The organism is Ancylobacter tetraedralis, assembly GCF_014195655.1.
Classification (GTDB): domain Bacteria; phylum Pseudomonadota; class Alphaproteobacteria; order Rhizobiales; family Xanthobacteraceae; genus Ancylobacter; species Ancylobacter tetraedralis.
Genome location: NZ_JACICD010000001.1, coordinates 521487 through 546832 on the forward strand (window position 1 = coordinate 521487; position 25346 = coordinate 546832).

At 67.7% G+C, this 25346-nt stretch carries 20 protein-coding genes and 1 riboswitch; of the genes, 9 read left to right on the forward strand and 11 right to left on the reverse strand.

Annotated features, from left to right (window positions below; translation table 11 throughout):
- Nucleotides 1–71: 71 nt before the first annotated feature.
- Together FHS55_RS02420 and FHS55_RS02425 are read right to left on the reverse strand one after the other, a co-directional pair.
- On the reverse strand, nt 72–689 hold the full coding sequence (locus FHS55_RS02420) for a response regulator transcription factor (RefSeq protein ID WP_210286846.1): 618 nt from the start codon (nt 687–689) through the stop codon (nt 72–74).
- Entirely contained in the window at nt 689–2350 is a 1662-nt protein-coding gene (locus tag FHS55_RS02425) for an ATP-binding protein (protein ID WP_343055945.1), read from the reverse strand. Before FHS55_RS02425 ends, FHS55_RS02420 begins: the two co-directional genes overlap by 1 nt.
- 244 nt (nt 2351–2594) lie before the next feature.
- On the opposite strand from FHS55_RS02425, the gene FHS55_RS02430 reads away from it, so the two are divergent.
- Nucleotides 2595–2846 carry a DUF2188 domain-containing protein gene (locus tag FHS55_RS02430; RefSeq protein ID WP_183188076.1) on the forward strand — a complete coding sequence of 84 codons (252 nt, stop codon included), beginning with the start codon at nt 2595–2597 and terminating at the stop codon, nt 2844–2846.
- A gap of 123 nt (nt 2847–2969) precedes the next feature.
- Here the strand turns inward: FHS55_RS02430 and FHS55_RS02435 are convergent, their stop codons facing one another.
- A complete protein-coding gene (locus FHS55_RS02435) occupies nt 2970–4097 on the reverse strand; it encodes an alpha/beta hydrolase (protein ID WP_183188077.1) in 1128 nt (375 codons plus the stop codon).
- A gap of 518 nt (nt 4098–4615) precedes the next feature.
- On the opposite strand from FHS55_RS02435, the gene FHS55_RS02440 reads away from it, so the two are divergent.
- Both FHS55_RS02440 and FHS55_RS02445 read left to right on the forward strand, forming a co-directional pair.
- Nucleotides 4616–5302 carry a CBS domain-containing protein gene (locus FHS55_RS02440; protein ID WP_183188078.1) on the forward strand — a complete coding sequence of 229 codons (687 nt, stop codon included), beginning with the start codon at nt 4616–4618 and terminating at the stop codon, nt 5300–5302.
- Between the two features lie 131 nt (nt 5303–5433).
- On the forward strand, nt 5434–7485 hold the full coding sequence (locus FHS55_RS02445; protein ID WP_183188079.1) for an NAD(+) synthase: 2052 nt from the start codon (nt 5434–5436) through the stop codon (nt 7483–7485).
- A gap of 2 nt (nt 7486–7487) precedes the next feature.
- Here the strand turns inward: FHS55_RS02445 and FHS55_RS02450 are convergent, their stop codons facing one another.
- The 4 genes from FHS55_RS02450 to FHS55_RS02460 all read right to left on the reverse strand — a co-directional run bounded on the left by FHS55_RS02450 (nt 7488) and on the right by FHS55_RS02460 (nt 11497).
- Complete coding sequence (locus FHS55_RS02450) at nt 7488–7946, reverse strand: NUDIX domain-containing protein (protein WP_183188080.1); 459 nt, start codon at nt 7944–7946, stop codon at nt 7488–7490.
- Between the two features lie 85 nt (nt 7947–8031).
- Nucleotides 8032–8166: a hypothetical protein gene (locus FHS55_RS23695; protein WP_281379528.1), complete on the reverse strand. Its 135-nt coding sequence runs from the start codon at nt 8164–8166 to the stop codon at nt 8032–8034.
- Nucleotides 8163–10613, reverse strand: coding sequence for a GcvT family protein (locus FHS55_RS02455; RefSeq protein ID WP_183188081.1), 2451 nt, complete (start codon nt 10611–10613; stop codon nt 8163–8165). Before FHS55_RS02455 ends, FHS55_RS23695 begins: the two co-directional genes overlap by 4 nt.
- A complete protein-coding gene (locus tag FHS55_RS02460) occupies nt 10610–11497 on the reverse strand; it encodes a choline kinase family protein (RefSeq protein ID WP_183188082.1) in 888 nt (295 codons plus the stop codon). Before FHS55_RS02460 ends, FHS55_RS02455 begins: the two co-directional genes overlap by 4 nt.
- 213 nt (nt 11498–11710) lie before the next feature.
- Between FHS55_RS02460 and FHS55_RS02465 the strand changes: the two genes are divergently transcribed.
- Together FHS55_RS02465 and FHS55_RS02470 are read left to right on the forward strand one after the other, a co-directional pair.
- Nucleotides 11711–12520 (forward strand): DeoR/GlpR family DNA-binding transcription regulator, encoded by an 810-nt coding sequence (locus tag FHS55_RS02465; protein ID WP_183188083.1) that lies wholly within the window; start codon nt 11711–11713, stop codon nt 12518–12520.
- Nucleotides 12521–12588: 68 nt separating this feature from the next.
- Nucleotides 12589–12827, forward strand: a riboswitch (cobalamin riboswitch).
- Between the two features lie 36 nt (nt 12828–12863).
- Nucleotides 12864–13541 carry an energy-coupling factor ABC transporter permease gene (locus FHS55_RS02470; RefSeq protein ID WP_183188084.1) on the forward strand — a complete coding sequence of 226 codons (678 nt, stop codon included), beginning with the start codon at nt 12864–12866 and terminating at the stop codon, nt 13539–13541.
- Between the two features lie 44 nt (nt 13542–13585).
- Here the strand turns inward: FHS55_RS02470 and FHS55_RS02475 are convergent, their stop codons facing one another.
- The 3 genes from FHS55_RS02475 to FHS55_RS02485 all read right to left on the reverse strand — a co-directional run bounded on the left by FHS55_RS02475 (nt 13586) and on the right by FHS55_RS02485 (nt 17910).
- Nucleotides 13586–15016 (reverse strand): basic amino acid/polyamine antiporter, encoded by a 1431-nt coding sequence (locus FHS55_RS02475; protein WP_183188085.1) that lies wholly within the window; start codon nt 15014–15016, stop codon nt 13586–13588.
- A gap of 195 nt (nt 15017–15211) precedes the next feature.
- Nucleotides 15212–16447 (reverse strand): arginine deiminase, encoded by a 1236-nt coding sequence (locus tag FHS55_RS02480; protein ID WP_183188086.1) that lies wholly within the window; start codon nt 16445–16447, stop codon nt 15212–15214.
- A 26-nt stretch (nt 16448–16473) separates the two neighbouring features.
- A complete protein-coding gene (locus FHS55_RS02485) occupies nt 16474–17910 on the reverse strand; it encodes a basic amino acid/polyamine antiporter (protein ID WP_183188087.1) in 1437 nt (478 codons plus the stop codon).
- Nucleotides 17911–18452: 542 nt separating this feature from the next.
- Here FHS55_RS02485 and FHS55_RS02490 point away from each other — a divergent pair.
- Entirely contained in the window at nt 18453–19523 is a 1071-nt protein-coding gene (locus FHS55_RS02490; protein WP_183188088.1) for a helix-turn-helix transcriptional regulator, read from the forward strand.
- A gap of 27 nt (nt 19524–19550) precedes the next feature.
- Here FHS55_RS02490 and FHS55_RS02495 read toward each other — a convergent pair whose 3' ends face one another.
- Nucleotides 19551–20777: an MFS transporter gene (locus FHS55_RS02495; RefSeq protein ID WP_246339852.1), complete on the reverse strand. Its 1227-nt coding sequence runs from the start codon at nt 20775–20777 to the stop codon at nt 19551–19553.
- A 655-nt stretch (nt 20778–21432) separates the two neighbouring features.
- Here FHS55_RS02495 and FHS55_RS02500 point away from each other — a divergent pair.
- The 3 genes from FHS55_RS02500 to FHS55_RS02510 all read left to right on the forward strand — a co-directional run bounded on the left by FHS55_RS02500 (nt 21433) and on the right by FHS55_RS02510 (nt 24850).
- Nucleotides 21433–22128, forward strand: a complete 696-nt coding sequence (locus tag FHS55_RS02500) for an HAD-IB family phosphatase (RefSeq protein WP_183188089.1) — start codon at nt 21433–21435, stop codon at nt 22126–22128.
- Between the two features lie 459 nt (nt 22129–22587).
- Nucleotides 22588–23550 (forward strand): alpha/beta hydrolase, encoded by a 963-nt coding sequence (locus FHS55_RS02505; protein ID WP_183188090.1) that lies wholly within the window; start codon nt 22588–22590, stop codon nt 23548–23550.
- A 316-nt stretch (nt 23551–23866) separates the two neighbouring features.
- Nucleotides 23867–24850, forward strand: a complete 984-nt coding sequence (locus tag FHS55_RS02510) for an alpha/beta hydrolase (protein ID WP_343055946.1) — start codon at nt 23867–23869, stop codon at nt 24848–24850.
- Nucleotides 24851–25346 lie beyond the last annotated feature (496 nt).

The following is a 25346-nucleotide window of genomic DNA, read 5'->3' on the forward strand; positions in this document are numbered from 1 at the left end:
CAGGGGGCGGCGAGACGGACGAGCTTGGCCCCCGCGCCGGGCGGGAACAATTATCCTCGGGTGTGATCCGGTTATTCCTTGCCGGTATCCCCCGAGAGCCGGTCGGAGATGCGCACCAGGTCGGCCAGTGTCCGCGCCTTCAGCTTCTGCATGATCTGCGCGCGGTGCACCTTCACCGTCACCTCGCTGAGCTGCAGCGAGGAGGCGATCTGCTTGTTCATCAGGCCGCTCGCCACCAGCGGCATGATTTCGCGTTCGCGCGGCGTCATCGCCGCGTAGCGCTCGCGCAGCTCGAACATCTGCGAATCCGCCGAGCGGCGGGCGCGGTCGAGCTCGATGCCGTTGCGCACGGCGTCGAGCAGGTCCTGGTCGCGGAATGGCTTGAGCAGGAACTCGATGGCGCCGGCCTTCATCGCCGCGACCGACATGGGCACGTCGCCATGGCCGGTGATGAACACGACCGGCGTGGGATTGCCGCGCCGGCGCAGCTCGCGCTGGAATTCCAGCCCGCTAGTGCCGCGCAGCCGGACATCCAGCACGAGGCAGCCGGGCGTCTTGCGGGCGGGCGCGTCGAGAAAGGCCTGCGCGCTGTCGAAGGTCAGCACCTCATAGCCCTCGGAGGCGAGCAGGCTTTCCAGCGAGGCGAGGATCGACCGGTCATCATCCACGACATAGACGACGGATGCCATCATCGCGCGCCCCCCTGTTCTCCACCGCGCGGGTCCGCGCCCGCCATATCGGGCGCATCGCCACCCGGCACCATGGCCGCGGGCAGCGAGAAATGGAAGACCGCCCCCCGCGGCTGGTTGGGGCTGGCCCAGACCCGCCCACCATGCGCCTCCACCACCGCGCGGCAGAACATCAACCCCATGCCCATGCCGCCCGGCTTGGTCGACACGAACGGGTCGAACAGCCGCTCGACGATGTCGCTGGCAATGCCGGTGCCGTTATCGGCGACGCTCACATGCACCTCGCCCGCGGCTTCCAGCCGGGTGCGCACGATCACGCGGCGTGGCCATTCCCCGCCAATCCGCACGGAATCGATGGCGTTTTCAATGAGGTTGCGCAGCACATGGTGAAGCTGCACGGTGTTGCCGACGACGGTCAGGGGGGAAGGCGCGAGGTCGGTGCGGATCTCGATGAAGCCATGCATCGCTTCCGTGCTCGCGCTCTGCACCGCCCCTTCCACCAGCGCGTTGAGGTCCAGCTCGGCGCGCTCCTGCGTGCCGGTGGTGAACATGGTGCGGATGCCGGTGACCACCGCATTGGCGCGGTGGCCATCCTCGACGATCCGCCGCAGCGCATCCCCCGCCTTGTCGAGCCGTGGTTCCGCCTTGGCCAGCCAGCGCAGCGCGGCGTCGGCATTGGTGACCATGCTGGCGAGGGGCTGGTTGATCTCGTGCGCGATCGAGGCGGACAGCGCCTCCATGGCGGTGAGGCGGTTCTGCCGCACGCGCCGCTCGGCGGCGACGGTGCGGGCCAGTCGCGCATAGACGAGCGTGGTCTCCGCCAGCAGCGCCAGCAGCACGATGCTGGCGGCGACCAGCCCGTAGAGCCGGCCGGCCCACCAGCCGACGCTGAGCCGGATGGCACCACCGAGATAGGAGATGAGCAGCAGCTCGACCATCAGCGAGAACAGCACGAGAACCACCCACAGATCGAGCTGGCTGCGCCGGCGCCGCAGCAGGATGGCCATGTCCAGCCCATAGAGGGCGAGGGCGATCGGCGGAACATAGCTCCATAGCCGACCGACGTGGCGACCATCGAGCATGAAGGCCGGCAGGGTCTCGCGGCTGGCGAAGATGGCGAAGGTGAGAAGACCGACCATGCCGGCCACCGCCGCGATCGCACCCATGAGGCTCCCGCGCGTCGTGCCGCGAGGAATACCGCGTGCGGGAGCGAGCGCGTAGGCCAGCACGAAGAGGGTAAAGCCGATGCGGCGCACCGTCGCGATCGCCGCTGTCGTCTGCAGGCCGAACTCGAAGCCGAAGTCGGGGAACAGGCCGGGAAAGGACAGCAGCCAGCTTGGAACGATCAGCGCGGAAAACAGGTAGCCCGCCGCGAGGAACAGCAGCGCGCGGTTCCGCTGGACTGTGTAGAGCGAGAACAGCAAGGCTGCGGTGATGCCTTCGAGCAGGCCGGTCGCGGAGGCATAGGCCGGCAGCAGCAATTCGCTGTGCGCGAGGGGCGCCCGGGCAAAGGGCATGGTCGCCACGAAGCCGGACACCAGCACGAGCGAGAGGAGGATGGCGACGACCCCCCAGAGCCCGGCCGCGTTGGCGGCCAGCAATGGCTGCATGAAGGGGCGCGACAGGGAATGCGAAGCAGGATGGTCGTCTCTGTCAGCCACCGTGGCTTTTCCTCCTGCGGCGCTCCCCGGCCGGCGCCGGCCATCCGCCGGCGGTACGCGCCGTGATTATACCCACGTCGCCCGTCCGGAAACGATCCTGCCGCTGTGCCCCGCCGCGACAAGGGCGTGCGTCCTCGAAGCCCGGCGCCTGCCTGCGGTTGACAGGTGGCGTCTTGATGTCGATCTCCTGAGCCAGCGACGCCGCCGGGATACCGCGCGGCGGCAGTGGAAGGGAACCCGTGCCATGAGCCAGATTCACTACGTGATCGTCCCCCATGACGAGGGCTGGGCCTACCGGCTCGGCGATGTCTATTCCGAGACCTTCACCACTCATGATGCGGCGCTGAAGGCGGCGCGCCATGCCGCGGCGCGCCAGTCGCTGCCGGACGAGACCCGGCGCATCCAGTATCAGGACAAGGACGGCAAGTGGCACGAAGAAACCGCGCTGGGCGGCGACCGGCCCCAGGCCGAGGTGGACGACATCGCCCCCCGCTGAACGAGGCCGGCCTGACGCATCGTCGGGCAGGGGCGTCGGTTGCGTGAATCCGGCGGGTTGGGGCCCGCCGGAGTCCGTCCGGGGAACCGGTATTCGCCAGAGGGTCGGCGGGAAGGATGCGGTTCAGCCTCGTGCCGCCATCCATCCGGCAATCTGCGGCCAGGTCTGCGCATGCGCCCGTCGGCCGGCGAGAATGGCGAGGTGCTGCAAGCCGACGCCGATTTCCGCGGGATGCTCGAGAATCTGCGTGTCGCCGCCCGATATCCGCGCGAAGAATGGCTCAACGGCCGTGCGCGGGCCGATCTCGTCGGCCGGCGTGATCACCGCGAGCACCGGTGTCGTAAGATTGGCCGGGCCCAGCAAACGCGCGCCGAGCGCAAGGCGGCCGAGCCGGAAGCGATCCTCGCGGTAGAGCCAGTCCACCATCTGGCGTATGAGCTTGCCCGGCAGCGCCACCTCGTCCAGCGCCCAGCGCGTGACATGGAGGTGGACGTTCAGCGCGGCGGGATCGGCAAGGCTGAGCGCGATGTCCATCCAGCGCGCCCAGACGAAGGCGACGGGTGAGAGCATCGCGCAGCCTTGCGACAGCTGAGAGCCCGGCACCGGCCTGTCCTCCGGCGTCTCGTGGTTCTGAGCCACCACGAGATCGCGGAACGCGCTCGACCCCGGCTCGAAGCTGAGCGGCGCTCCGAGCAGCACGACACCCCGGGCCAGATCCGGTTCCATCGCGCAGGCGATGGCCGCCAGCGTGCCGCCCAGCGAGTGGCCGATGAGGAAGAGGGGCCCCGACGCCTCGTTATGCCCGCGCCCCTCCCCGTGATCCTCGCCGAGACCTTCCGCGCGAGCATCCCGGATGGCTCTGCCCGCCGCGAGGATGGCGCGGGCATAATCCTCGATTCCTGCCGGTCCGTCGGCGTCGGTCGGCGCGATCCATTCGAGCAGGTGGACCGACAGACCCTGATCGAGCCAGAAGCGCACCACGCTGACATCCGGCGTCAGGTCCCAGATATAGGGCCGCTTGATCGGCGCCGGCACGAGGAGCAGCGGGGCGCCGGCTGTCGCGCCATGATAGCGCCGCAGCCGCCAGTGCGGCCCGGCGCCGACCATGTCATAGGCGCATTCGTGGGTGCCGAAGCCGAGCAGGTCGAGCGAGCGGGCCTGCGCGCCGCGCATCTGGTCCATCGCGGCGGCCTGCGCCGCGCGCATCTGCGCGAACGGATCGGAACCGTCCTGAAAGGGATGTTTTTCCATTGGTTGGCCCTCCTCAACCTTGCTTCCGGCCTCACGCGTCTATGTCGATCGCAAGCCATGGGCGCCGCCCAGACGGGTTGCCGAATTTGGTTGCGCAGGGGCGGCGGCAGGTGCTGACGCCCCCCGGGGCGGCGGCGGATCGGCAGGGCTGGGAAAGGGCATGGGCCGATCCTCCGCAGCGCGGCTCTCACGAGGCGAGGCGCCGGACATCGACATCATAGCAAACCGGGCAAAACTGACGACCACCATCTTTATCGAGGCCAGCGGGTTGGCTCGCGGGGCGCGTTTCAGCTGGTTCGCCCGCTGCCGACCGGAATTCAGGGTGTTTCTTCCCTAGAGGTAGCTTGGCGAAGCGGATGGGGTAATATCCCCCGGGTCGGTTCCATCTCGGCCGATGACTTGCCGTCGGCAGTCCAATCCTGACCGCAGGCTTGCGCATTGTTGATCGGTATCAATGCAGGCGACATTTCTTCTGCCAAGCTGCGTATGCAGCATAGAAAATACCAAGGGAGACGACCATGCAGGCGCGTGATGTGATGACCTCGCCGGTGATTACCGCCAAGCCGACCGATCGGGTGACCGATGTCGCCCGGCTGCTCCTCGAAAAACGCATCAGCGCCCTGCCGGTGCTGAACGACGATGGCGATCTCGTCGGCATCATCAGCGAGGGCGATCTCCTGCACCGCGTCGAATCGGGCACCGAGCGCCGGCGTTCCTGGCTGCTCTCCGCCCTGACCGACAGCGACACGCTGGCGGCGGAATATGTGAAGTCGCATGGCGCGACCGTCGCCGACCTGATGCGGCGCAGCGTGGTCACGGCGCCACCCGACACGCCGCTGCACGAAATCGCCGCCCTGCTGGAAAAGCATGGCGTCAAGCGCATTCCGATCGTCGAGAACGGCCGGCTGATCGGCATTGTCAGCCGCGCCAACCTGATCCAGGCGGTGGCGCGCGCCAGTGCCTCGCTCGATATTCCGCAGACCGATTCCGCCATTCGCGAGAGCGTGCTGGCCCGGCTGAACGCGCAGCCCTGGGCCAATAGCTGGCGCATCAACGTGACGGTGGATAACGGCATCGTCGACCTCTGGGGCATCACCAATGCCGAGACCGAGCGCCACGCGCTGCGCGTCGTCGCCGAGACCACGCCGGGCGTGCGCGGGGTCAATGATCATCTGATCCGCGAGCCGATCGGCGGCTCCGCCTGAGCCCGGTCCCGCACGCCCCGCGCGGCATGATCGAGACGCGTCTTGCCTCTGGCTCCCGCCGCCGGGGCTGGTAAAGATCGTGCCGCGCAGGCGGCCCGTCGTCGCCTGCCTTGCGAAGGCGCGGGTGCGGGATGGCCGATTTCAGCTGCATGTATCGTCACGGTTTCCTGCGGGTGGCGGCCTGCGTGCCACGCGGGCGGGTGGCCGACCCCGCCTTCGCCGTGCACGAGCATCTGGAACTTGCCGCCGCCGGCCATGCCCGCGGCGTCGGCGTCATGCTGTTCCCCGAGCTTGGCCTGTCTTCCTACGCCATCGACGACCTGCTGCTGCAGGACGCGCTGCTGGACGAGGTGGAGGCGGCCATTTCCCGCGTCACCGTGGCCTCGCAGGAGCTGAACCCGGTGCTCGTCATCGGCGCGCCGCTGCGCCGGGCGGGGCGGCTCTACAACTGCGCCGTGGTCATTCACGCCGGCCGGGTGCTGGGCGTGGTGCCCAAGAGCTACCTGCCGAATTATCGCGAGTTCTATGAGCGCCGCCATTTCACGCCCGGCGGCGGGGAGGGCGGGGACATCGCGGTCGCCGGCGCGAACGTGCCCTTCGGCACCGATCTCATCTTCCGCTCCGGCGGCGCCGTGGCGGTGAACTTCCATGTCGAGATCTGCGAGGATATCTGGGTGCCGCTGCCGCCCTCCACCCGGGCAGCGCTGGCCGGGGCGGAACTGCTGCTGAATCTCTCCGCCAGCAACATCACCATCGGCAAGGCGCGCACCCGCCGCCTGCTCTGCGCCAGCCATTCCAGCCGCTGCATCGCCGCCTATGCCTATTCGGCGGCGGGGCCGGGCGAATCCACCACCGATCTGGCCTGGGACGGCCATGCCGCACTGTTCGAGAATGGCGAGATGCTGGCCGAGAGCGAGCGCTTTCCGGCCAGTTCAACTTTCGTCACCGCGGATATCGATCTGGAGCGGCTGCGTCAGGAGCGCATGCGCACCAACACGTTCGGTGACTGCGCGCGCACCGAACTTGCCGGGACCGCGCCGTTCCGCACGGTCCCCTTCGCGCTGGAGCGGCCGGCGGGGCCGGTGGCGCTCGAGCGCGTGATCGAGCGCTTTCCCTATGTGCCGGCCGACGAGGCGCGGCTCGCCGAGGAGTGCTACGAGGCTTACAACATCCAGGTTCAGGGCCTGTCGCAGCGCCTCGCCTCGACCGGGCTGAGGCGGCTGGTGATCGGCGTCTCCGGCGGGCTCGATTCCACGCAGGCGCTCATCGTCGCCGCCCGCGCCATGGACCAGCTGGGCCGCAAGCGCACCGACGTCTTGGCCTACACGCTGCCGGGCTTCGCCACGTCCGACGCGACGAAGGCCAATGCCTGGGAGCTGATGCGCACGCTCGGCGTCACCGGCGCGGAGATCGACATCCGCCCGGCGGCGCGGCAGATGCTGGCCGATCTCGGCCATCCCTTTGCCGAGGGCAAGCCGGTCTATGACGTGACCTTTGAGAACGTGCAGGCGGGCCTGCGGACAGACTATCTGTTCCGCCTCGCCAACCAGCAGGGCGGACTGGTGGTCGGCACGGGCGACCTGTCCGAGCTGGGGCTCGGCTGGTGCACCTATGGCGTGGGCGACCACATGTCCCATTACAACGTCAACGCCTCGGTCTCGAAGACGCTGATCCAGCACCTCATCCGCTTCGTCGCGGAATCGGGCGACGTCTCGCCGGAAACGGCGGCGGTGCTGGCCGCCGTGCTCGCCACCGAGATTTCGCCCGAGCTGGTGCCGGCCGGGGCGGGCACTCCCATCCAATCCACCCAGCAGGTGGTGGGGCCCTATGCGCTGCAGGACTTCAATCTGTTCTACCTCACGCGCTACGGTTTCCGCCCCTCGCGCATTGCCTATCTCGCCGAGCAGGCCTGGGGCGACGAGACGCGCGGGCGCTGGCCGGCGCATGTGCCGGGCGAGGACCGGCGGGCTTATTCGCGCGAGGAGATCCGCCACTGGCTGCGGCTGTTCCTCACCCGCTTCTTCGCCAACCAGTTCAAGCGCTCCACGCTGCCCAACGGGCCGAAGATTTCCTCGGGCGGCTCGCTCTCGCCGCGCGGCGACTGGCGGGCGCCTTCCGATGCCGGCGCGCGGGTGTGGCTGGACGAGCTCGACGCGGCGCTGCCGCCTGGCAAAAGCGGATAAGGCTAATCCTGCAGCAGCGCCTCCAGCCGGTCGAGCAGCGGCAGCTGGCTCGGCAGCATCTTGGCGCGAGCCTCGACAAGGGTAAACCAGCTTGCCCGGTCCACTTCCGGGTAGTCGCGCAGCTGCCCGCTATGGGGCGGCCATTCCAGAGAGAAGCGGAGGCTCGCGACGGTGCTGATGTCGAGGTCGCCCTCCTGCGCGAAGGCATGCACGGTCTTGCCGCCCTTCTGCCGCACCGAGCCGAGCGGCTGCAGCGGGCCCTCGGCGGGCTGGCCCACCTCCTCGTGGAACTCCCGGCGCGCGGTGGTCTGCTCCTCCTCGCCATCCTCCATCTGGCCCTTGGGTATGGACCAGGCGCCCTCATCCTTGCGGCTCCAGAACGGGCCACCCGGATGGATAAGCAGAACCTCGATGACACCGCCGGCCCGGCGGTATCGGATGATGCCGGCACTTTTCCTCACGCCCGTCCCCCCGTTCAGGCGAGTTCCGGAGCGTCGTCAGACGCGCGCCAGCGGATGGGTCCGCCGCCGCTTCGCCTCGCGCGCGTCAGCTGCCTTGCTCCGCCGTCGCGCCGCTCCGTTCGGCAATATTGAAGGGTTCTTTCTCCCGATGTGTCAAACCGAGCGAAAACCCCGGCACCGCGCGCAGCTGCGCTTGGGGCGGCCGGGGCGGCGTGTTCATGCCTTCACCCGTGTCATCTGCGGATCGTAGAGCGGGGCGAGGCTGGCGGTGGCGGCGACGCGCGCGCCGGCAACTTCCAGCTCGTAGCTTCCCGAGAGTACATAGCCGGCGTCGACGCCCGCGGGGTCGCGGACATAGCCATAGCCGATCGGCTTGCCCAGCGTGTAGCCGAAACCCCCGCTCGCCAGCCAGCCGGCGCGCACGCCGTTGCGATAGATGGTCTCGCGGCCGAGCAGCACGATGGCGGGATCATCCACGGTGAAGGCGGCGAGCAGGCGCGGCAATGGCTTGGCGCGCTGCGCTTCCAGCGCCTCCCGGCCGAGGAAGGGCTGGTTGGTCCGGAGCTTCACCGCCCAGCCGAGCCCGGCGACGAGCGGGGAATGGTCCGGGCCGATCTCCGCGCCCCAGGCGCGATAGCCCTTCTCCAGCCGCAGCGTCTCGATGGCGCGGTAGCCGGCCAGCGCCAGCCCGTGCGGGCGCCCCGCCTCGATGAGCGCATCGAACACCGTGGCGGCGAATTCGGCGGGTACGTGCAGTTCCCAGCCGAGTTCGCCGACATAGGTCACGCGCAGCGCGATCACCGGCGCGCCGGCGATGGTGACCTCGCGCACCCGGCCGAACGGGAAGCCGGCATTGGAAAGATCGTCGCTCGTCAACGCGCCGAGAATGTCGCGCGCCTTTGGCCCGAACAGCGACAGCACCGCATGGGCGGAGGTGACCTCGATCAGCCTTGCCTCCAGCCCGTCGGGGATATGGCGGGCGATCCACTCGAAATCATGGGTGGCGAAGCCGGTGCCGGTGACGATGTAGTAGCGCTCCGGTGCGAGGCGGGCGACGGTGAGGTCGCACTCGATGCCGCCGCGCGCGTTGAGCAGCTGGGTGTAGGTGAGGGTGCCCGGCGGTTTGGAGACGTCATTGGCGCACAGCCACGAGAGCGCCGCCTCGGCATCGCGGCCGACCAGCTCGAACTTGGCGAAGGAGCTCTGGTCGAACAGCGCGGCCCGCTCGCGGCAGGCTTCGTGCTCGCGGCCCACGGCCGCGAACCAGTTCGGCCGCTCGAAGGAATAGCGGTCGCGCGGCTCTTCCCCGTCGGTGGCGAACCAGTTGGCGCGCTCCCAGCCGAGCTTTTCGCCGAATACCGCGCCGGCGGCCTTCAGCCGGTCATAGAGCGGGGAGCGGCGCAGCGGGCGCCCGCTGGCATGTTCCTCGGCCGGCCAGGCCATGGTGTAGTGCTTGGCATAGGCCTCCAGCGTGCGGGTGCGCACCCAGCCCTCGTCGCGGTGATTGGCGCCGAAGCGGCGGATGTCGACCGGCCACAGGTCATAGGGCGCCTCGCCCTTCGCCACCCATTCGGCCAGCGCCATGCCCGCGCCGCCGCCGCTCGCGATGCCGAAGGCGTTGAAGCCGGCGCCGACATAGATGCCGCGCACCTCCGGCGCCTCGCCGAGGATGAAATTGCCGTCCGGCGTGAAGCTCTCGGGCCCGTTGATCAGCTGCTTGATGCCGGCGCTCTCCAGCGCCGGCACGCGGCCCAGCATGAGGTTCATGGTCGGCTCGAAATGCTCCCAGTCCTCCTGCAGCAGCTGGAAATGGAAGCCGTCGGGAATGCCGCGCATCGCCCAGGGGATCGGGTTCGGCTCATAGCCGCCGGCCACCAGCCCGCCGACTTCCTCCTTGTAGTAGGTCAGCCGGTCGGGATCGCGCAGGGTGGGCAGGTTGCGCGGCACGCCGGGGATCGGCTCCGTCACCATGTACTGGTGCTGCACGGGCACGAGCGGAATGTTCACCCCGGCCAGCTGGCCGAGCGCGCGCGACCACATGCCGGCGCAGATCACCAGCTTCTCGCAGGCGATGCGGCCGGCGGTGGTGACGACCGCACGGACCCTGCCGTGCTCGACCTCGATCGCCTCGACGCCGATCTCCTCGGCAATGGTGACGCCGGCCATGCGGGCGCCCTTGGCCAGCGCCTGCGTGATGTCGGACGGGTTGGCCTGCCCGTCGGTGGGCAGGAAGGCGGCGCCGACCACGTCGTCGATGGTCATCAGCGGCCACAGGTCCTGCGCCTCCTTCGGGGTGAGGAGCTGCATGTCGAGGCCGAAGCTCTTGGCGGTGGTGGCTTGTCGCTTCACCTCGGTCCAGCGGTCGGCATTGCAGGCGAGGCGCAGGCCGCCATTCATCTTCCAGCCGGTGGCAAGGCCGGTCTCGGCCTCCAGCCGCTTGTAGAGCGCGACGCTCTCGCCCAGCAGCTGGGTGATGTTGGCGCTGGTGCGCAGCTGCCCGACCAGCCCCGCCGCGTGCCAGGTGGAGCCGGAGGAGAGCTTGTTGCGCTCCAGCAGGATCACGTCGGTCCAGCCCATCTTGCCCAGGTGATAGGCCACCGAGGTGCCGACAATGCCGCCGCCGATGATGACGACGCGGGCGGAGGTGGGAAGATCGGGGGCGCTCATCGGCGGTCCATCTCGTTGAAGGCGGCAAGGGCGGCCTCGAACCGCGCGAGGTTCTCATGCGTGTAGGCGCGGTAGTCGAAGTCGATCGGCGAATGGATTTCCGAGACCATGCTCCACATGGCCTCGCGCAGCAGCGAGGCGGTCAGCATGGCCTGGAAGGCACGGCGCCGCGTCTCATCCGGCGGCGCGCCGAAATAGAGCGCGAGCAGGCGCTCCGCCTCCTCGGCGCTGAAGCCGTTATTGGAGGCGAGCCCGCCGAGGTCGAACAGCGGCGAGTTGAAGCCGCCATAGTCCCAGTCGATCAGCCACAGCCGGGTGCCGTCGTCGAGGAAGTTGGCGGGCAACAGGTCGTTATGCCCGAACACGATGTCGACCGGCCCGACCGCCGCCTCCAGCCGCGCCGCCACGTTGAGATAGCGCGGGATCTCGCCGCCCAGCCGGAAGCGGGCCTCGGTGAGCCGGTGCGCATAGTCGCGCACCACATGGAACACCCAGAAGGCCGGCGCGGGGCCGCGCAGATGAAGCGGCACGCCGTGATGGGCGCGGCGCACCAGCGCGGCGACGCGCTCAATATCGGCCCGCACGTCGTCCGCGCCATAGGTGCGGCCCTCGATATAGTCGAGCACCAATATGCCCGGCTCGGCGTGCCGCACGGCGGGCGAGACGCCGGCCGCATGGGCGGCGCGGCTGGCGGCAAGCTCGGCCGCGCGCAGGATGCCGTGCTCGGGAATATCCGCGCCCACCCGCACGACGAAATGGCGGCCATCATCCTCCACGCGGAAATTGGTGTTGGTGATGCCCCCCGTCAGCGGCTGCGGATCGACCCGTCCACGCCAGAAGGCCAATGCGCGCACCTTGTCCCGGATGGCGTCGGTGTCGCTCATAAGGCGGTGCCCGGGAGCGAAAGACGAAGCGGGCGAAGGGCGGACAGGGGGACCATGGACAGACACCCGATCTGGAAGGGCCGGCAGCGGGGGCACATTCGGCCCATGACGATGAGGATCACGGACATTCCCACGAAAATCAACACAGAACCCTCAAATTTGTTGATTTGAGAGTCTCAACTCCACAAACTTGCCCGACAAGGGAGATCGCGCATGACCGTTCCTCACCCCACGCGCTGGCAGGCGGCGATCCTCGAGGCGGTGCGCGCGCAGGGCTTCGCCCGTATCCGCGCGCTGGCGGAAAAGCTCGGCGTGTCGGACGAGACGGTGCGCCGGCATGTGCGGGCGCTGGTCGAGGCCGGCATGCTGACGCGCGCCCATGGCGGCGTCGCCTGGGCGGGGCCCGCGCCGATCCCGCTTGTCGCGCCGCTTGCCGCGCCTCTCGCCGAAGCCCCGTTCGAGCGACGCCTGCGCGTGCACGCCGCGGAAAAGCGGGCGCTTGCCGCGGCGGTCGCGGCGCGGGTCGAGGACGGTCAGGTTCTGCTGATCGATACCGGCTCGACCACCGCCTATGTGGCGCAGGCGCTGGGCATTCGCCGCAACCTCACCGTGATCACCAATTCGCTGGAGATTGCCCGCCATCTGGTCGGCCGCGCGGGCAACCGCGTCTACATGGCCGGCGGCGAACTGCGCGCCGATCTCGCGGCGACTGTCGGGCCGGAGGCGCTGGCCTTCATCCGGCAGTTCCGCGCCGACCTCGCCATCCTGTCGGTGGCGGCGGTGGACGCCGGCGGGACCTTCATGGATTTCGACCTGGACGAGGCGCGTATCGCCCGCGCCATGATCGAGGCGTCGAGCCGGGCGCTGGTCGTGGCGGACAGTTCCAAGTTCGGTCGGCGGGCCGCCGTCGGCATCTGCGCCACCAGCGATATCGACCTTCTGGTGACGGACCGCGCGCCCCCGTCCGCCGACGCGGGCTGGATCACCGAGGCGGGCATCGAACTCATCGTGGCGCCCCTCTAGCGGCGCACATCGGCTCGCCCCCCAGGCAAATACCTCATGCCGGCTTGACAGCGGGTCCTGCGACGGGCGTGTTGGGCAGGCTGCATGGTGTCCGCGTGGATTGCTCCGCGCGGATGAAACGGGAATGGGGAAGGGCGCTGGTCCGGTCACGGACACCGCGCCCGAAGCCCCGACCGCCCCCGCGACTGTGAGCGGCGAGCGGCCTTCCAACGCGCCACTGGCCTGCCCCCGCGAGGGGAGGGCCGGGAAGGCGGAAGGCTTGCCGTGACCCGCGAGTCAGGAGACCGGCCCTGCAGGAAGGCCCATGCAAACGCCGTCGGGTGAGACGGCACAGGAGAGACCCATGCATATCGAACCCGGCCTCGTGGCCGAAGGAAAGATCTGGCTCAGCTATGTAACGGCGGCGGGCGCCGGAACCTATGCGCTGAAGCTGGCGGCCGACGCCGTGCGCGAGCGCGGGCTCGGCTCGCTTGTCGTCCGCAGCGCGATGACCACGGCGCTGGTCTTCGCGTTCTTCGAGGTGCTGCCGCATCATCCGGTCGGCGTGTCCGAGGTGCATCTCATCCTCGGCTCGACGCTGTTCCTGATCTTCGGCCTCGCGCCGGCCGCGATCGGCCTCGCGCTCGGCCTGCTGATCCAGGGGCTCTTCTTCGCCCCGTTCGACCTGCCGCAATACGGCATGAACGTCACCACGCTGTTGGTGCCGCTGTTCGCGCTCACCGCGCTGGCCGGCCGCATCATCGCGCCGAATACGCCCTATGTGGAGCTGAAGTACCGCCAGGCGCTGGCACTCTCCACCACCTACCAGGCCGGTATCGTCGTGTGGGTGGCGTTCTGGGCGTTCTATGGCCAAGGCTTCACCGTGGAGAACGCGGCCTCGATCGGCTCGTTCGGCGCGGCCTACATGCTGGTCGTTCTGGTCGAGCCGCTGGTCGATCTCGCCGTGCTGGCCGCCGCCAAGGCGCTCAACGGGCTCAAGGGCAGCCCGATTTTCGAGCGTCGTCTCTATAACGCGGCCTGATATCCGGGCCGGGAGGCGCTGCGCCTCCCGGTTCCCCTCGCGGGTCAGACGCTAATCCGCCCCGTCGCCAGGCCATAGAAGGCCAGCACGGCCCCGCCCGCCGCCACCGCGAACAGCAGCGCCTCGGCCGGGGCGAATACCCGGTGGCCGCGCTCGCGCTGGGCGATGACGAACAGCACCGTGCCGGGCGCGTAGATCACCAGCGACAGCAGCAGGAATTTCAAGCCGCCGGCATAGATCAGCCCGGCGGCGTAGAGCGTGGCGAGGCCGGCGCGCGTGAGGTCGACATTGCGGCCCTTCGGCTCGCGCCCATAGGTCTCGCCGCTCAGCGCCAGCTTCAGCGCATAGGCGGCGACGAGGAAATAGGGCAGCAGGATCATCGAGGACGTCAGCTTGAGCGCCAGCAGGAAGGCCTGCTCGGCGAACAGCGTCAGGATCAGGAACAGCTGGATCAGGCTGTTGGTCAGCCACAGTGCGGCGAACGGCACCTTGTTCCGGTTCTCCGCCGCCAGAAAGGCCGGCATGCTCTCCATCTTCGCGGCCGAATAGAGCACCTCCGCCGCCAGCAGCGACCAGGAGAGATAGGCGCCCAGCACGGAGACGATGAGCCCGAGGCTGATGAACACCGCGCCCCACGGCCCGACCAGTGCGGCCAGCACGCCGGCCATGGACGGGTTGCGAAGTTCCGCCAGATCCGGCCGCAGCATCACGCCATAGGACAGCATCGTCACCAGCACGAGCAGGCACAGCACGCCGAGAAAGCCCAGCAGCGTGGCGAGGCCGACATCGGAGCGCTTCCTGGCATAGCGCGAATAGACGCTGGCGCCTTCGATGCCGACGAAGACGAACACCGTTACCAGCATGGTGCCGCGCACCTGCGCGAACAGGCCCTCGCTCTCCAGCCCCGGCCCGCCATGGAAATTCACGGCGAAGATATCGGCTTTGAAGCCGAACCCAACGAAGACGAGGAAGATCAGGATCGGAATGATCTTGGCGACCGTCACAACGGTGTTGATGAAGGCCGCCTCGCGCACGCCGCGCAGGATGAGGAAGTGCACCACCCACACGCCGACCGAGGAGATCGCCACCGCCGTCACGGTGTTGCCGTCGCCCAGAACCGGGAACAGCGCCCCGAGCGTCGACTTGATCAGCACCCAGTACGAGACATTGCCCAGGCAGCACACGGTCCAGTAGCCGAGCGCCGAGAGGAAACCGAGATAATTGCCGAAGCCGGCCTTGGCATAGGCATAGACGCCCGCGTCCAGCTCCGGCTTGCGGCGCGACAGTGTCTGGAACACGAAGGCCAGCATCAGCATGCCCCCGCCCGCGATGCCCCAGGCGATGATGGCCCCGAGCCCGCCGGTGACGCGCCCGAAGGTCTGTGGCAGCGAGAAGATGCCCGCCCCGACCATGGAGCCCACCACCATGGCGGACAGCGTCGGCAGGGCGAATTTCTGCGGGGAAGGTTCGGTCATCGAGGCACCTGAATGCGTCCGTCAAACGTTCCTCTCCCCGCCGGGGAGGGGAGGGGTAGTCCGCACAGCGGGTCGGGGAGGGGATCGACGATGGCGGAGCGGCAAAACCCCTCACCCCAACCCTCTCCCCGAGGGGGAGAGGGGGACGGGTGCGCGTGCGGCTCCCTCGGCTCAGAGGAGAGGGAAAGGCCCGCCTCAGAACTCCACCGCGTCGCGGATGATCGGGCAGGTCATGCAGTGGCCGCCGCCGCGGCCGCGACCGAGCTCGGAGCCATCGATGGTGATGACCTCGATGCCCGCCTTGCGCAGCAGCGTGTTGGCATAGGTGTTGCGGTCATAGGCGAACACCACGCCCGGCGAGGCGCAGACGAGGTTGGCGCCGCTGTCCCACTGGGTGCGCTCGCGCATGTAGTCGTTGCCGCCGGTCTCGACGACGCGCAACTCCTTCAGGCCCAGCGCCTCGCGAACGGTTTCGACCAGGCCCTTGTCCTTGGAAAGCTCCACTCCGCCCTTGCCGTCGGGGCGGTAGGAGAAGCACTCGATCTTGTCGACGATATCGGGATAGAGCAGCACGCAGTCGCGGTCGGCGAAGGTGAAGACGGTGTCGAGATGCATGGCCGCGCGCAGCTTCGGCATGGCCGCGACGATGACGCGCTCGGCGCCGCCCTGCGCGAACAGAGCCGCCGCCGCCTGGCTGATCGCCTGGCGCGAGGTGCGCTCGCTCATGCCGATCAGCACGTTGCCCTTGCCGATCGGCATCACGTCGCCGCCTTCCAGCGTGGCCATGCCCCAATCCTGCGTCGGGTCGCCCCACCACACCTTCACCTTGCCGGCGAAGTCCGGATGGAACTTGTAGATCGAGGTGGTGAGGATGGTCTCCTCGTGCCGCGCCGGCCAATAGAGCGGGTTGAGCGTGACGCCGCCATAGATCCAGCAGGTGGTGTCGCGGGTGTAGAGCGTGTTCGGCAGCGGCGGCAGCAGATATTCGTTCACCCCGGCCGCATCGCGGATCAGCTCCAGCGTGGCCCCGCCCATGGTCTCGGGGAATTCATAGGTCGACAGGCCGCCGATCAGCGTCTCGGCGAGCTGGCGGTTCGACAGGCCCTCGAGATAGGAGCGCACCTCGTCGACGAAGCCGAGGCCGATCTGGTTCGGCACGACCTGGTTGTCGAGGATCCATGTCTTGGCTTCCGGGATCGCCACGGTCTCGGTCAGCAGGTTGTGCATTTCCACCACGTCGATGCCGCGCTCGCGCATCTTGCTGACGAAGTCGAAATGGTCGCGCTTGGCGACGTCGACCCACAGCACGTCGTCGAACAGAAGCTGGTCGCAATTGCTGGGCGTCAGGCGCTGGTGGGCCCGGCCGGGCGCGCAGACCATGACCTTGCGCAGCTGGCCGACCTCGGAGTGCACGCCGAATTTCGTTTCCATGATGAGGCTCCCGATGCTTGTTCTTGTCAGGGTGTGATGATGCCGGTGAGAAGGCCGTAGGTGCCGATGGCACCCGCCACCAAGGTCACGCCGAAGATCACCAGCTCGATGGGGGTGAACAGGCGCGCCTTCTGCTCGCGGCGGGCCCAGAAATAGAGAAGGATGGTGCCCGGCACGAACAGCACCGCGACCAGCAGCACGTATTTCAGGCCGGCGGCGACGAACATGAACAGCGTGTAGACCACGGCGATCCACGCGAAGACCTGGTCGCGGCCGCGCTCGTTCGGCGTTTTCTCGTAGCCGACGCCGCTGCGCGCCAGCAGCACGCCATAGCCCGCCACCAGAAGGTAGGGCAGCAGCGAGGTGACGCTGGTCATGTCGAGCATGAAGTTGAAGGCGTCGCGCGACCAGTAGGTGGAAATGACGAACAGCGAGACGACGATATTGGTCATCCACAGCGCGTTGGCCGGCACGCGGTTGCCGTTCTGCGCCGCGAACAGCTTGGGCATGTCCTTGGACTTGGCGGCGGCAAACAGCACTTCCGCGCAGATCAGCGACCAGGCGAGATAGGCGCCGAGCACCGAGACCAGCACGCCGATGGAGATGAAGATCGCGCCCCAGTGGCCGACTACCAGTTCCAGCGCGCCGGCCAGCGAGGGGTTCGCCACCCCGGCAATATAGGCGCGCGGCGCCGTGGCGAAGGGCAGCATGGTAACCGCCACCATCAGTCCGGTGACGGCGACGAAGCCGAGAATGGTAGCCGAGCCGACATCCGAACGCTTCTTGGCGAAGCGCGAATAGACGCTGGCCCCCTCGATGCCGAGGAACACGAACACCGTGATCAACATGGTGTCGCGCACCTGCGCCAGCAGCGTCTTCTCCGGCATGCCCACGCCGCCGAAGAAGTTCTCGGAGAACTGCGCATAATTGAAGAAGAAGATGAAGGCGAGGATCGCCACGATCAGCGGCACGATCTTGGCGATGGTGACGACCATGTTGATGAAGGTCGCCTGCTCGACGCCGCGCAGGATCATGAAGTGGAACAGCCAGATACCGGCCAGCGACACCATGATCGCGGTGGCGGTGCTGCCGTCGCCGAAGATTTCGGGGAAGAAGCGGCCGAGTGTCGAGCCGATCAGTACCCAGTAGAACACGTTGCCCAGGCAGCTTCCCAGCCAGTAGCCGAAGGCCGAGAGGAAGCCCATGTAATCGCCAAAGCCCGCCTTGGCATAGGCGAACACGCCGGAATCGATGTCCGGCCGCTTTTCCGCCAGCGCCTGGAACACGCGGGCCAGCATGTACATGCCGGTGCCGGCGATCGCCCAGGCGATGATGGCGCCGAACGGGCCCGTCGCCGTGGCGAAGCGGCCCGGCAAGTTGAAGATGCCGGCGCCGACCATCGAGCCGACGACCATGGCGGTGAGCGAAAAAAGGGAAAGCTTGCCGGCCGACTTGTCAGCCATGATGCGCCTCATCGAGCGAGGAAGGAGGGCGGAATTCCACCCAGCGAGCCGGAATTCTCGGAGTCCCAGTCATGATGCGCCGAGTGTCGAATAAAAGCGTGTCATGATACGCAATTTTATAGATGGCGCATCTGTCGTTTGTTTTGCAATAGCTAGCAGGTCGAGCCGATTTGTCCCGCAATGCAGCAATTGTATTTGATATTATATATTCAGATCGAGCGCGCCGCCTGGCACAGGGAGCCGGCGGGCTGGCGTTTCTGCCGCGCCGGGGGCGCCTCTTGGCATGTGGGAAGCTGATCGGGCGCAAGGGATGGTTCGGCGAATGGGGGCGATCGAGTGGCGCATCTTCAGGGCGAGGCCCTTGCGGGCGCCGTCAGCCTGTTTGCTGGCAGAGGAATGGCGCAAAGCGAAGCCGGGCATGATAACTGGATACAGCGTGTGATAATGCGCGATAGCCATGGCTGCCCGTCGAGCGGCGGCACGCCCGGCGATGCGGGGTGCACGAGCATTCCGGCGGCCGGTGGACGGGAAGTGATTGGGGCATGTCCGAGTACCGCAAGCTCGATATCGATTTTCGCGACGTACTCACCGGGCTGCGCCTCGGAGAGCGCCTGCGCGGGGCCGAGGCACTGGGCGCGAGCGACGACATCTTCCGTGTGAAGGAGCATAATTACCGGCGCGTGGACGATTACACGCTGCTGCATGTGCTCAATTTCGAGGCCGGGCAGCCCTACAGCCTGAAGATCGCCCGGCAGGACCTCGTCTGCATCCAGGCCATCGTCTCCGGCAATTATCACCGCTGGATCGGCCAGCGGATGGATCTCGTCAGCCCGCATCTGCTGGAAATCAGCAACGTGCCTCAGTCCGTCGTGGATGTGGGAGCGGGCGGTCGGCTGCGTGGCCTGCTGATCATCTGCGACCGGCGCCATCTGGTGGAGCATTATCGGCTGAACGTCGATCGCCTGCCGGCCGCCTACCGGCCCATCTTCCTCTCGCGCACGGGTACGCCCGAGGTGCTGCATATGCCGTTGTCCTCGACCGGCCTGCACCTGGTGGATCAGATCCTGACCTGCAAATATCAGGAACCGCTGCGCGGCATCTTTGTCGGCGCCAAGACGATCGAGATCCTCTGCGACGTCGTCGCCCAACTCGGCGCGATGCCCGGGCAGGGCGCGCCCCGCCCGGCGGGCCCGCGGCAGAAGGCGCGGGCGATCGAGGCGGCGGCGGAGATCTACCGGCGCGAGTTCGGCAGCCCGCCGACCATCGAGCAACTGGCGCAGCGCGTCGGGCTCAACCGCAATGAACTGACCAGCGGCTTTCGCGACGCATTCGGCGTTACGCCCCATGCCTATGCGCTGGTCCAGCGCATGGAGCGGGCCCAGCAGATGCTGCGGGAAGGCCGGCTGTCCATCAGCGAGGTCGCCCGCCGCATCGGCTATGAAGGCTATTCCAGCTTCGCGCGGGCCTATCACGCCCATTACGGGCGCGCCCCCTCGCTCGACATTCCTGCGCTCGATGTCGCCTCGCCGGCGCTCGATGTCGCCTCGCCGGGCATTCCGCCCCTGGGCGTCCGCGCGTTCGATACGCCAGCCCTCGGGAGCCGCGACGAATAGGCGAGGCGGGGCCTGCCCGTCGGATCGTTACGCGACAGGCTCGTGCGCGGTTTCCGGCATCCGCCGCCAGATGACGAGCAGGCTCGTGAGGCTGGCGAGGACGACATAGGCGACCGGCGCCAGCGGGCTATCCAGCGCGCTGGTGAGCCAGACGGCGATGAAGGGTGCGAAGCCGCCGAACGTGGCGGTGGCCAGCGCATAGGAAATCGACGACCAGCGCGATCGGTCCAGCGTATCGAACAATTCGACCGTCACCGCCGGGCCGGGTCCCGAATACAGCGCGATGGCAACGCCGAACAGGGCCTGCACGAGTAGAACCATCGCGAGGCTCTGGGTGTGCAGGACGCTCCAGAAGCCCGGCAGCACCAGCACCAGCACGGCGAGGCACGAGGCGATGAGGAACGGGCGCCGGCCATAGCGGTCCGACAATCGCCCGACGAGCGGCACCAGCAGCACGATGATCGCCGTGCAGAGCGCGGTCGACCAGCCCGCCTCGGCGGGACTGAGGCCAGCCTGCTTCTGCGTGAAGATCGGAAAGTATATAACGAGGACATAGAAGCAGACCGTCCAGTGGACGGTGAAGCCGAACACCGTGAGACCCGGACGCCGCACACGGTCGAGCACTGGGCCGGCGCCCCGCGTGCGGCGGGTCCGCGCCTGCCGATAGACCGGGGTCTCGTCAATGCCCGCGCGCAGCCACAATGCGAGGAGGCCGAGCCCGGCACCGAGCAGGAAGGGCACGCGCCAGCCCCACGCTGCCATCTCCTCGACCGACAGCAGGCTGCCGAGCAGCGCGGCGGCGGCGCTGGCGAGACCGCTGCCCAGCGCCACCGTGGCTGACAGGAAGCTGGTGGCAAAGCCGCGCCGGCCTCTGGGCGCGGATTCCAGCAGGAAGGCGCTCGCCACGCCCCACTCGCCGCCCGCCGAGAAGCCCTGGAGCATGCGGGCCACCAGCAGCAGGATGGGCGCCAGCGCGCCGATTCGGTCGTAGGCGGGGATGAGGCCGATCGACAGCGTTGCCAACGCCATCAGGCTCGCCGCCAGCAGCAGCGCGGGCTTGCGCCCGCGCCGATCGCCGAGGCCCCCGAGCACGAGGCCGCCGAGCGGGCGCATCACGAAGCTCACACCGAACACCGCGAGCGTGGCGAGCAGCGCGGCATTCGCGCCGTGCTGTGGGAAAAAGGCTCGGGAAATATGGATCGCCAGCAGGCCGTAAATCGCGAAGTCGAACCATTCCAGCACGTTGCAGAGCATCACCGCGACCAGCGCCCGGCCGCGCCTGCGGGGAGGTGCGGAACCGGCGCGCCTCATCGGCACGAGTGTTGACGGATCGTCGCCGGGCGCTGATTGCGGGGCTTGGGTCATGAGCCTCGCGGACATGGTGAGTTGATGCGCCTTCAAGGCACCACAGCCGCCGCGCCGTGGCAAGCGGTGCGGCACCGGCATGTTCAAACGTCCGCCACGCCCGGCCGTACCCGATCGCGCGGGCTGCCGGGCCGCATGACAGCAGGGTGCGGAGTCCAAAAGGGCGGTCGTGCGAACGCTGGTGCCGATGCGCCGCGCCGGCTACGCAGTCCCACGTCTGCAACCCAGGGTCTCCTCACCGAGGGCGCAGGGGGAGGGGGCCGGCGCGGCAGAATCCTCCGCCATTGTCCATTCAAGATGGAAAGACATCGTGCGGCGTCCCAATGAATGCTGGGTTAGCGCTCGCCTTGCCCTGTTTTTGCCACACTCCAGCCGCGGCGGCCACAAAAGTGTGTCGCGGAAGCCACGCAAGCGGCGATATGTGCCAGAGGTCGTGCGGACCCGTCGAAATCTAGGAGAAAATTGCAGAGAATATGTGGGAAGAGAGCTTCAGGCGCTGCCGGGTGCGTTTTTCAGATACGCTCGTTCACATTAGGGCCACAGCATGGATATGGCGCTTCGCCCACATTTCGCAATGGACTTTGACGGCACCATCTGCCCGTCCGATGCTACGGATTCGTTGTTCGATACTTTTGCGACACCGGAATGGCGTGCGATCGAGGATAGGTGTGTCGCGGGTGAAATGACGTCGCGCGAGTGCATTTCCCGTGAGGTGGAGTTGTTCCGGGCCACGCCGGAAGAACTGGAGCAGGCCGTCGCCAAGCTGAGCATCGATTCCGACGTCCCCGATTTCGTCGCCGCCGCGCGTCGCTATGGCGCCACCGTTTCTGTCGTCTCGGACGGCTTCGATCTGTTCATCCATCCGCTGCTGCGTGCCGCCGGCCTCGACCTGCCGGTGAGCGCCAACACCATGCTGCAGATGGGCGCGGATGGCTGGAAGGCAGCGTTCGCCAATGGTGCGGAAGGCTGCGGCAGCGGCACCTGCAAGTGCAAGGCGACGAGCGGGCGGCATCCGCTGGTGCTGATCGGTGACGGGCGGTCGGATTTCTGCCTCGCCCGGCGGGCCGACTTCGTCCTCGCCAAGGGCAAGCTCGCCACGTACTGCGCGCAAGAGGGCATTCCGCACATCGCCATCACGAATTTCGCCGACGCGTTGGCCTTGCTGCCGACGATCATGGCGGAGATCAGCCCGACCATTCCCACGTCCCTCGACGTGTCATTCGAGAGCAGTAATGCGTGATCGCAGCCGCGTCACCGATGGGCACCGTGCGACCGACGAGCGCCTTTGTGGGCTCCCGTTCGCTGGTGCTGCATGGGTGAGTGGCGCGTTGTGTTTCCAAAGCCGCCAGGTGAAGCGAGGGCTCGTTCCTTGTTTCATCTGATCTTTGGAAGCGAAGACCCGCGCGGAGGGGTTGTTCCTGACCGCGACAGGGGTTTCGGAGTTCGGGTGCAGGATCGGTGCACCGGGGTTCCGCGCCTTCATCTTTGTCTATGCAGCACGGCGCATCAACAGGGTGCGGGCCCTGGCGCCGTTTTGTCTCCGGTCGCGTGATTACTTGACTACCCGAGCAGTTCAGCAAGGTTCGCCGCCAATTTCTCGCGGGCCGGCGATCGGTAGGCCGTGGCAACGGTCAAGCCGGAAGTTTGCTGAGCGTCAAGGGCTTGGTCAGGTCGTATTGGAATTGGAAGGGGGGCTTCGATGCGTAATCCTGTTGTCGATAATAGCATCTATTACGAGCGTGGCCCTGTCGGTGTCCTTCTCATCCATGGTCTGACCGGTACGCCGGTCGAGATGCGCGATACGGCCCGCCGGCTGGCGGCAGGTGGCCACACGGTTCTGTGCTGTCAGTTGGCGGGCCATTGCGGCACCGAGCAGGACCTGGTCGCCACGAATTTCGAGGATTGGTACGAGAGCGCGGTGAAGGGCATCGAGCGGCTGGAAAAGCACTGCTCGCAGATTCTCGTCGGCGGTCTGTCCATGGGTGCGGTTCTGTCCGCTCTGGTCGCCGCCCGCCAGCCCAAGCGGGTGCATGGCGTCATCATGCTGGCGCCGACGCTGACCTATGACGGCTGGTCGATCCCCAAATACAGCTTCCTTCTGCGTATCGCCATGCAGACGCCGCTCGGGCGCTTCTACCGCTTCGAGGAGCGTGAGCCCTTCGGGCTCAAGGACGAGCGTGCGCGGGCCATGGTCGCTTACGCGCTGAAATACGGCAATTCCGCCGAGTCGGGCTTGATTTCCAAGCCGGCGACATCCCTGCGCGAGCTTTGGCGCCTGACGGCCGCCCTGAAGCCGCTGCTGCCGCAGATCAACCAGCGCACGCTGGTCATCCAGGCGCGGCAGGACGACGTGGCGAGCCTCGGCAACATGGCCACGCTGCAGCGCGAACTGGGCGGGCTGGTCGACACCATGGTGCTGAATGACAGCTATCACATCATCACCGTCGACCAGCAGCGCCATCTGGTTGGCGAGCGGGTGCTGGAATTCGTCAACCGCTTCGCCCGTGGCGCTGCGAGCGAGGTGCCCTATACCGTCCCGGCGCGGGCGGTGGAAAAGGCGAATGGCGTGGTGTCGGTTGGACATGCGTTGCCCGATCCCGGCAGCCGGGTTGGGGGAATGAGTGCGGGTCTGGCGCCGGCGGGCGTTGCGCACGGCTCCTGATGGCCGGCGCCGCCGGCTGCCTTCCTATTCCGTAACCGGACACTTCCCCTACGGTACGGAATAGGAAGGCAGCCTGTGGACGTGAAGATAGGTACTGGATTACCTCTGTGGATGCCAGTATGACTGCGCCGATGGGTGTCATTCGCATTGGCCGGACGTCGTGCCTTCCAGATTTCGGTGAGAGGGGTGATCTCGCCGTCTGGGATGTGGAGTGAGAGGCCGCCCGCCTCGCGGTGCGGCTCCTAGCGGTGCGGGAACACTAGTTCCCGATCACGGCGAGCGTCAGCTTGCCGGAAGAGAATTGGTGGGGTGGGCAGTGCATAAACATACGAGTGATCATACGATTTTCTATGAACGCGGTCCGGTCGGGGTTCTCCTCATTCACGGACTTGCGGGGACGCCGGTCGAAATGCGCGATACCGCGCGGCGGCTGGCCGCAGGCGGCCACACGGTGCTGTGCTGCCAGCTCGCGGGCCATTGCGGCACCGAGGAAGACCTCATCGCGACGACGTTCGAGGACTGGTATCAGAGCGCGATGCAGGGCATCGAGCGGCTCGAGAAGCATTGTTCGCGCATCCTCGTCGGCGGGCTGTCCATGGGCGCGGTGCTCGCGGGGCTGGTGGCGGCCCGACAGCCCAAGCGCGTGCACGGCCTCATGATGCTGGCGCCGACACTGACCTATGATGGCTGGTCGATCCCGAAATACAGCTTCCTGCTGCGCATCGCGATGCAGACGCCACTCGGGCGCTATTACCGCTTCGAGGAGCGCGAGCCCTATGGGCTCAAGTGCGAGCGGGCCCGCGCGATGATCGCCTATGCCATGAAATTCGGCAATTCGAGCGAGGCGGGCCTGCTCTCCACACCGGCTCTGGCGGTGCGCGAACTCTGGCGTCTCACGGCGGCCCTCAAGCCGATGCTGCCGCAGGTCAAGCAGCGCACGCTGGTCATCCAGTCCCGCATCGATGATGTGGCGAGCCTCAAGAACATGATGACCCTGCAGCGCAAGCTGGGCGGTTTGGTCGACACGATGGTGCTCGACGACTGCTATCACGTCATCACGATCGACCATCAGCGCGACCTTGTCGGCGAGCGCTGCGTGGAGTTCGCCAACCGCTTCGCCCGGCAGATTGCCGGCGAAGCGCCGATCGCCGTCCCCCTGCGGGCCGCCGAGAAGACCAGCCAAGCCCCGGCCGCGTTGCCGGAACAGGCGGGTCCCGGCAGCCGGCTGGCCACGTCAGGCGTCATTCCCGCCGGCATCGCCACGGCCCAGGAACTCGGCATGCGGCTTATGAGCCTCTGAGCCTTCGCGGGGCCGCCCTTCCACGCGCAGCCCCGGCTTAGGTGAGCGGATCAAGGGCGGGCCTCGCGGTTGCCGGCACGTGCCGCCGCGCGGAATGTGAGCGACGCGGCACCATGCCCGTGAGCCGCCTCGGCGGTCTTCCGGCGACGATGGCGACTGGTAAAGGGAACCGGACCGCATCGAGCTCCATTGTGGAATGTGCGGCTCGTCCGGTGCCGTCGGCGTCAACGCCCTGCGGCATTGCCGGTGGCACCACCGGCAGGCGACCGTGCGGTACGTCGGCCCCCCGCCGGGATTGGCCGATCGGCTGGCACGCGCCGCGCGCCCGTTCCCGCAGGGATGCGACCCCTCGCGCGCGCAGCATCGCACGGCTGGATCGGCGGGTCGCCGGCCGCCGCCGCTCGATCTTCTCACAAGCCTCCCCGCCGTCGCCTTTCCGCGTCCTCGTCGCTCCCTTTTGCGCGCTCTCGCCGCCGGCCTCATGCGAAGGGCAGGG

Excerpts from the sequence above, each read along its gene's own strand:
- FHS55_RS02420 (WP_210286846.1), bottom strand. The coding sequence starts at position 689 with ATGGCATCCGTCGTCTATGTCGTGGATGATGACCGGTCGATCCTCGCC.
- FHS55_RS02430 (WP_183188076.1), top strand. The coding sequence starts at position 2,595 with ATGAGCCAGATTCACTACGTGATCGTCCCCCATGACGAGGGCTGGGCC.
- FHS55_RS02435 (WP_183188077.1), bottom strand. The coding sequence starts at position 4,097 with ATGGAAAAACATCCCTTTCAGGACGGTTCCGATCCGTTCGCGCAGATG.
- FHS55_RS02440 (WP_183188078.1), top strand. The coding sequence starts at position 4,616 with ATGCAGGCGCGTGATGTGATGACCTCGCCGGTGATTACCGCCAAGCCG.
- FHS55_RS02445 (WP_183188079.1), top strand. The coding sequence starts at position 5,434 with ATGGCCGATTTCAGCTGCATGTATCGTCACGGTTTCCTGCGGGTGGCG.
- FHS55_RS23695 (WP_281379528.1), bottom strand. The coding sequence starts at position 8,166 with ATGAACACGCCGCCCCGGCCGCCCCAAGCGCAGCTGCGCGCGGTGCCG.
- FHS55_RS02455 (WP_183188081.1), bottom strand. The coding sequence starts at position 10,613 with ATGAGCGCCCCCGATCTTCCCACCTCCGCCCGCGTCGTCATCATCGGC.
- FHS55_RS02460 (WP_183188082.1), bottom strand. The coding sequence starts at position 11,497 with ATGAGCGACACCGACGCCATCCGGGACAAGGTGCGCGCATTGGCCTTC.
- FHS55_RS02465 (WP_183188083.1), top strand. The coding sequence starts at position 11,711 with ATGACCGTTCCTCACCCCACGCGCTGGCAGGCGGCGATCCTCGAGGCG.
- FHS55_RS02470 (WP_183188084.1), top strand. The coding sequence starts at position 12,864 with ATGCATATCGAACCCGGCCTCGTGGCCGAAGGAAAGATCTGGCTCAGC.
- FHS55_RS02475 (WP_183188085.1), bottom strand. The coding sequence starts at position 15,016 with ATGACCGAACCTTCCCCGCAGAAATTCGCCCTGCCGACGCTGTCCGCC.
- FHS55_RS02480 (WP_183188086.1), bottom strand. The coding sequence starts at position 16,447 with ATGGAAACGAAATTCGGCGTGCACTCCGAGGTCGGCCAGCTGCGCAAG.
- FHS55_RS02485 (WP_183188087.1), bottom strand. The coding sequence starts at position 17,910 with ATGGCTGACAAGTCGGCCGGCAAGCTTTCCCTTTTTTCGCTCACCGCC.
- FHS55_RS02490 (WP_183188088.1), top strand. The coding sequence starts at position 18,453 with ATGTCCGAGTACCGCAAGCTCGATATCGATTTTCGCGACGTACTCACC.
- FHS55_RS02495 (WP_246339852.1), bottom strand. The coding sequence starts at position 20,777 with ATGCTCTGCAACGTGCTGGAATGGTTCGACTTCGCGATTTACGGCCTG.
- FHS55_RS02500 (WP_183188089.1), top strand. The coding sequence starts at position 21,433 with ATGGATATGGCGCTTCGCCCACATTTCGCAATGGACTTTGACGGCACC.
- FHS55_RS02505 (WP_183188090.1), top strand. The coding sequence starts at position 22,588 with ATGCGTAATCCTGTTGTCGATAATAGCATCTATTACGAGCGTGGCCCT.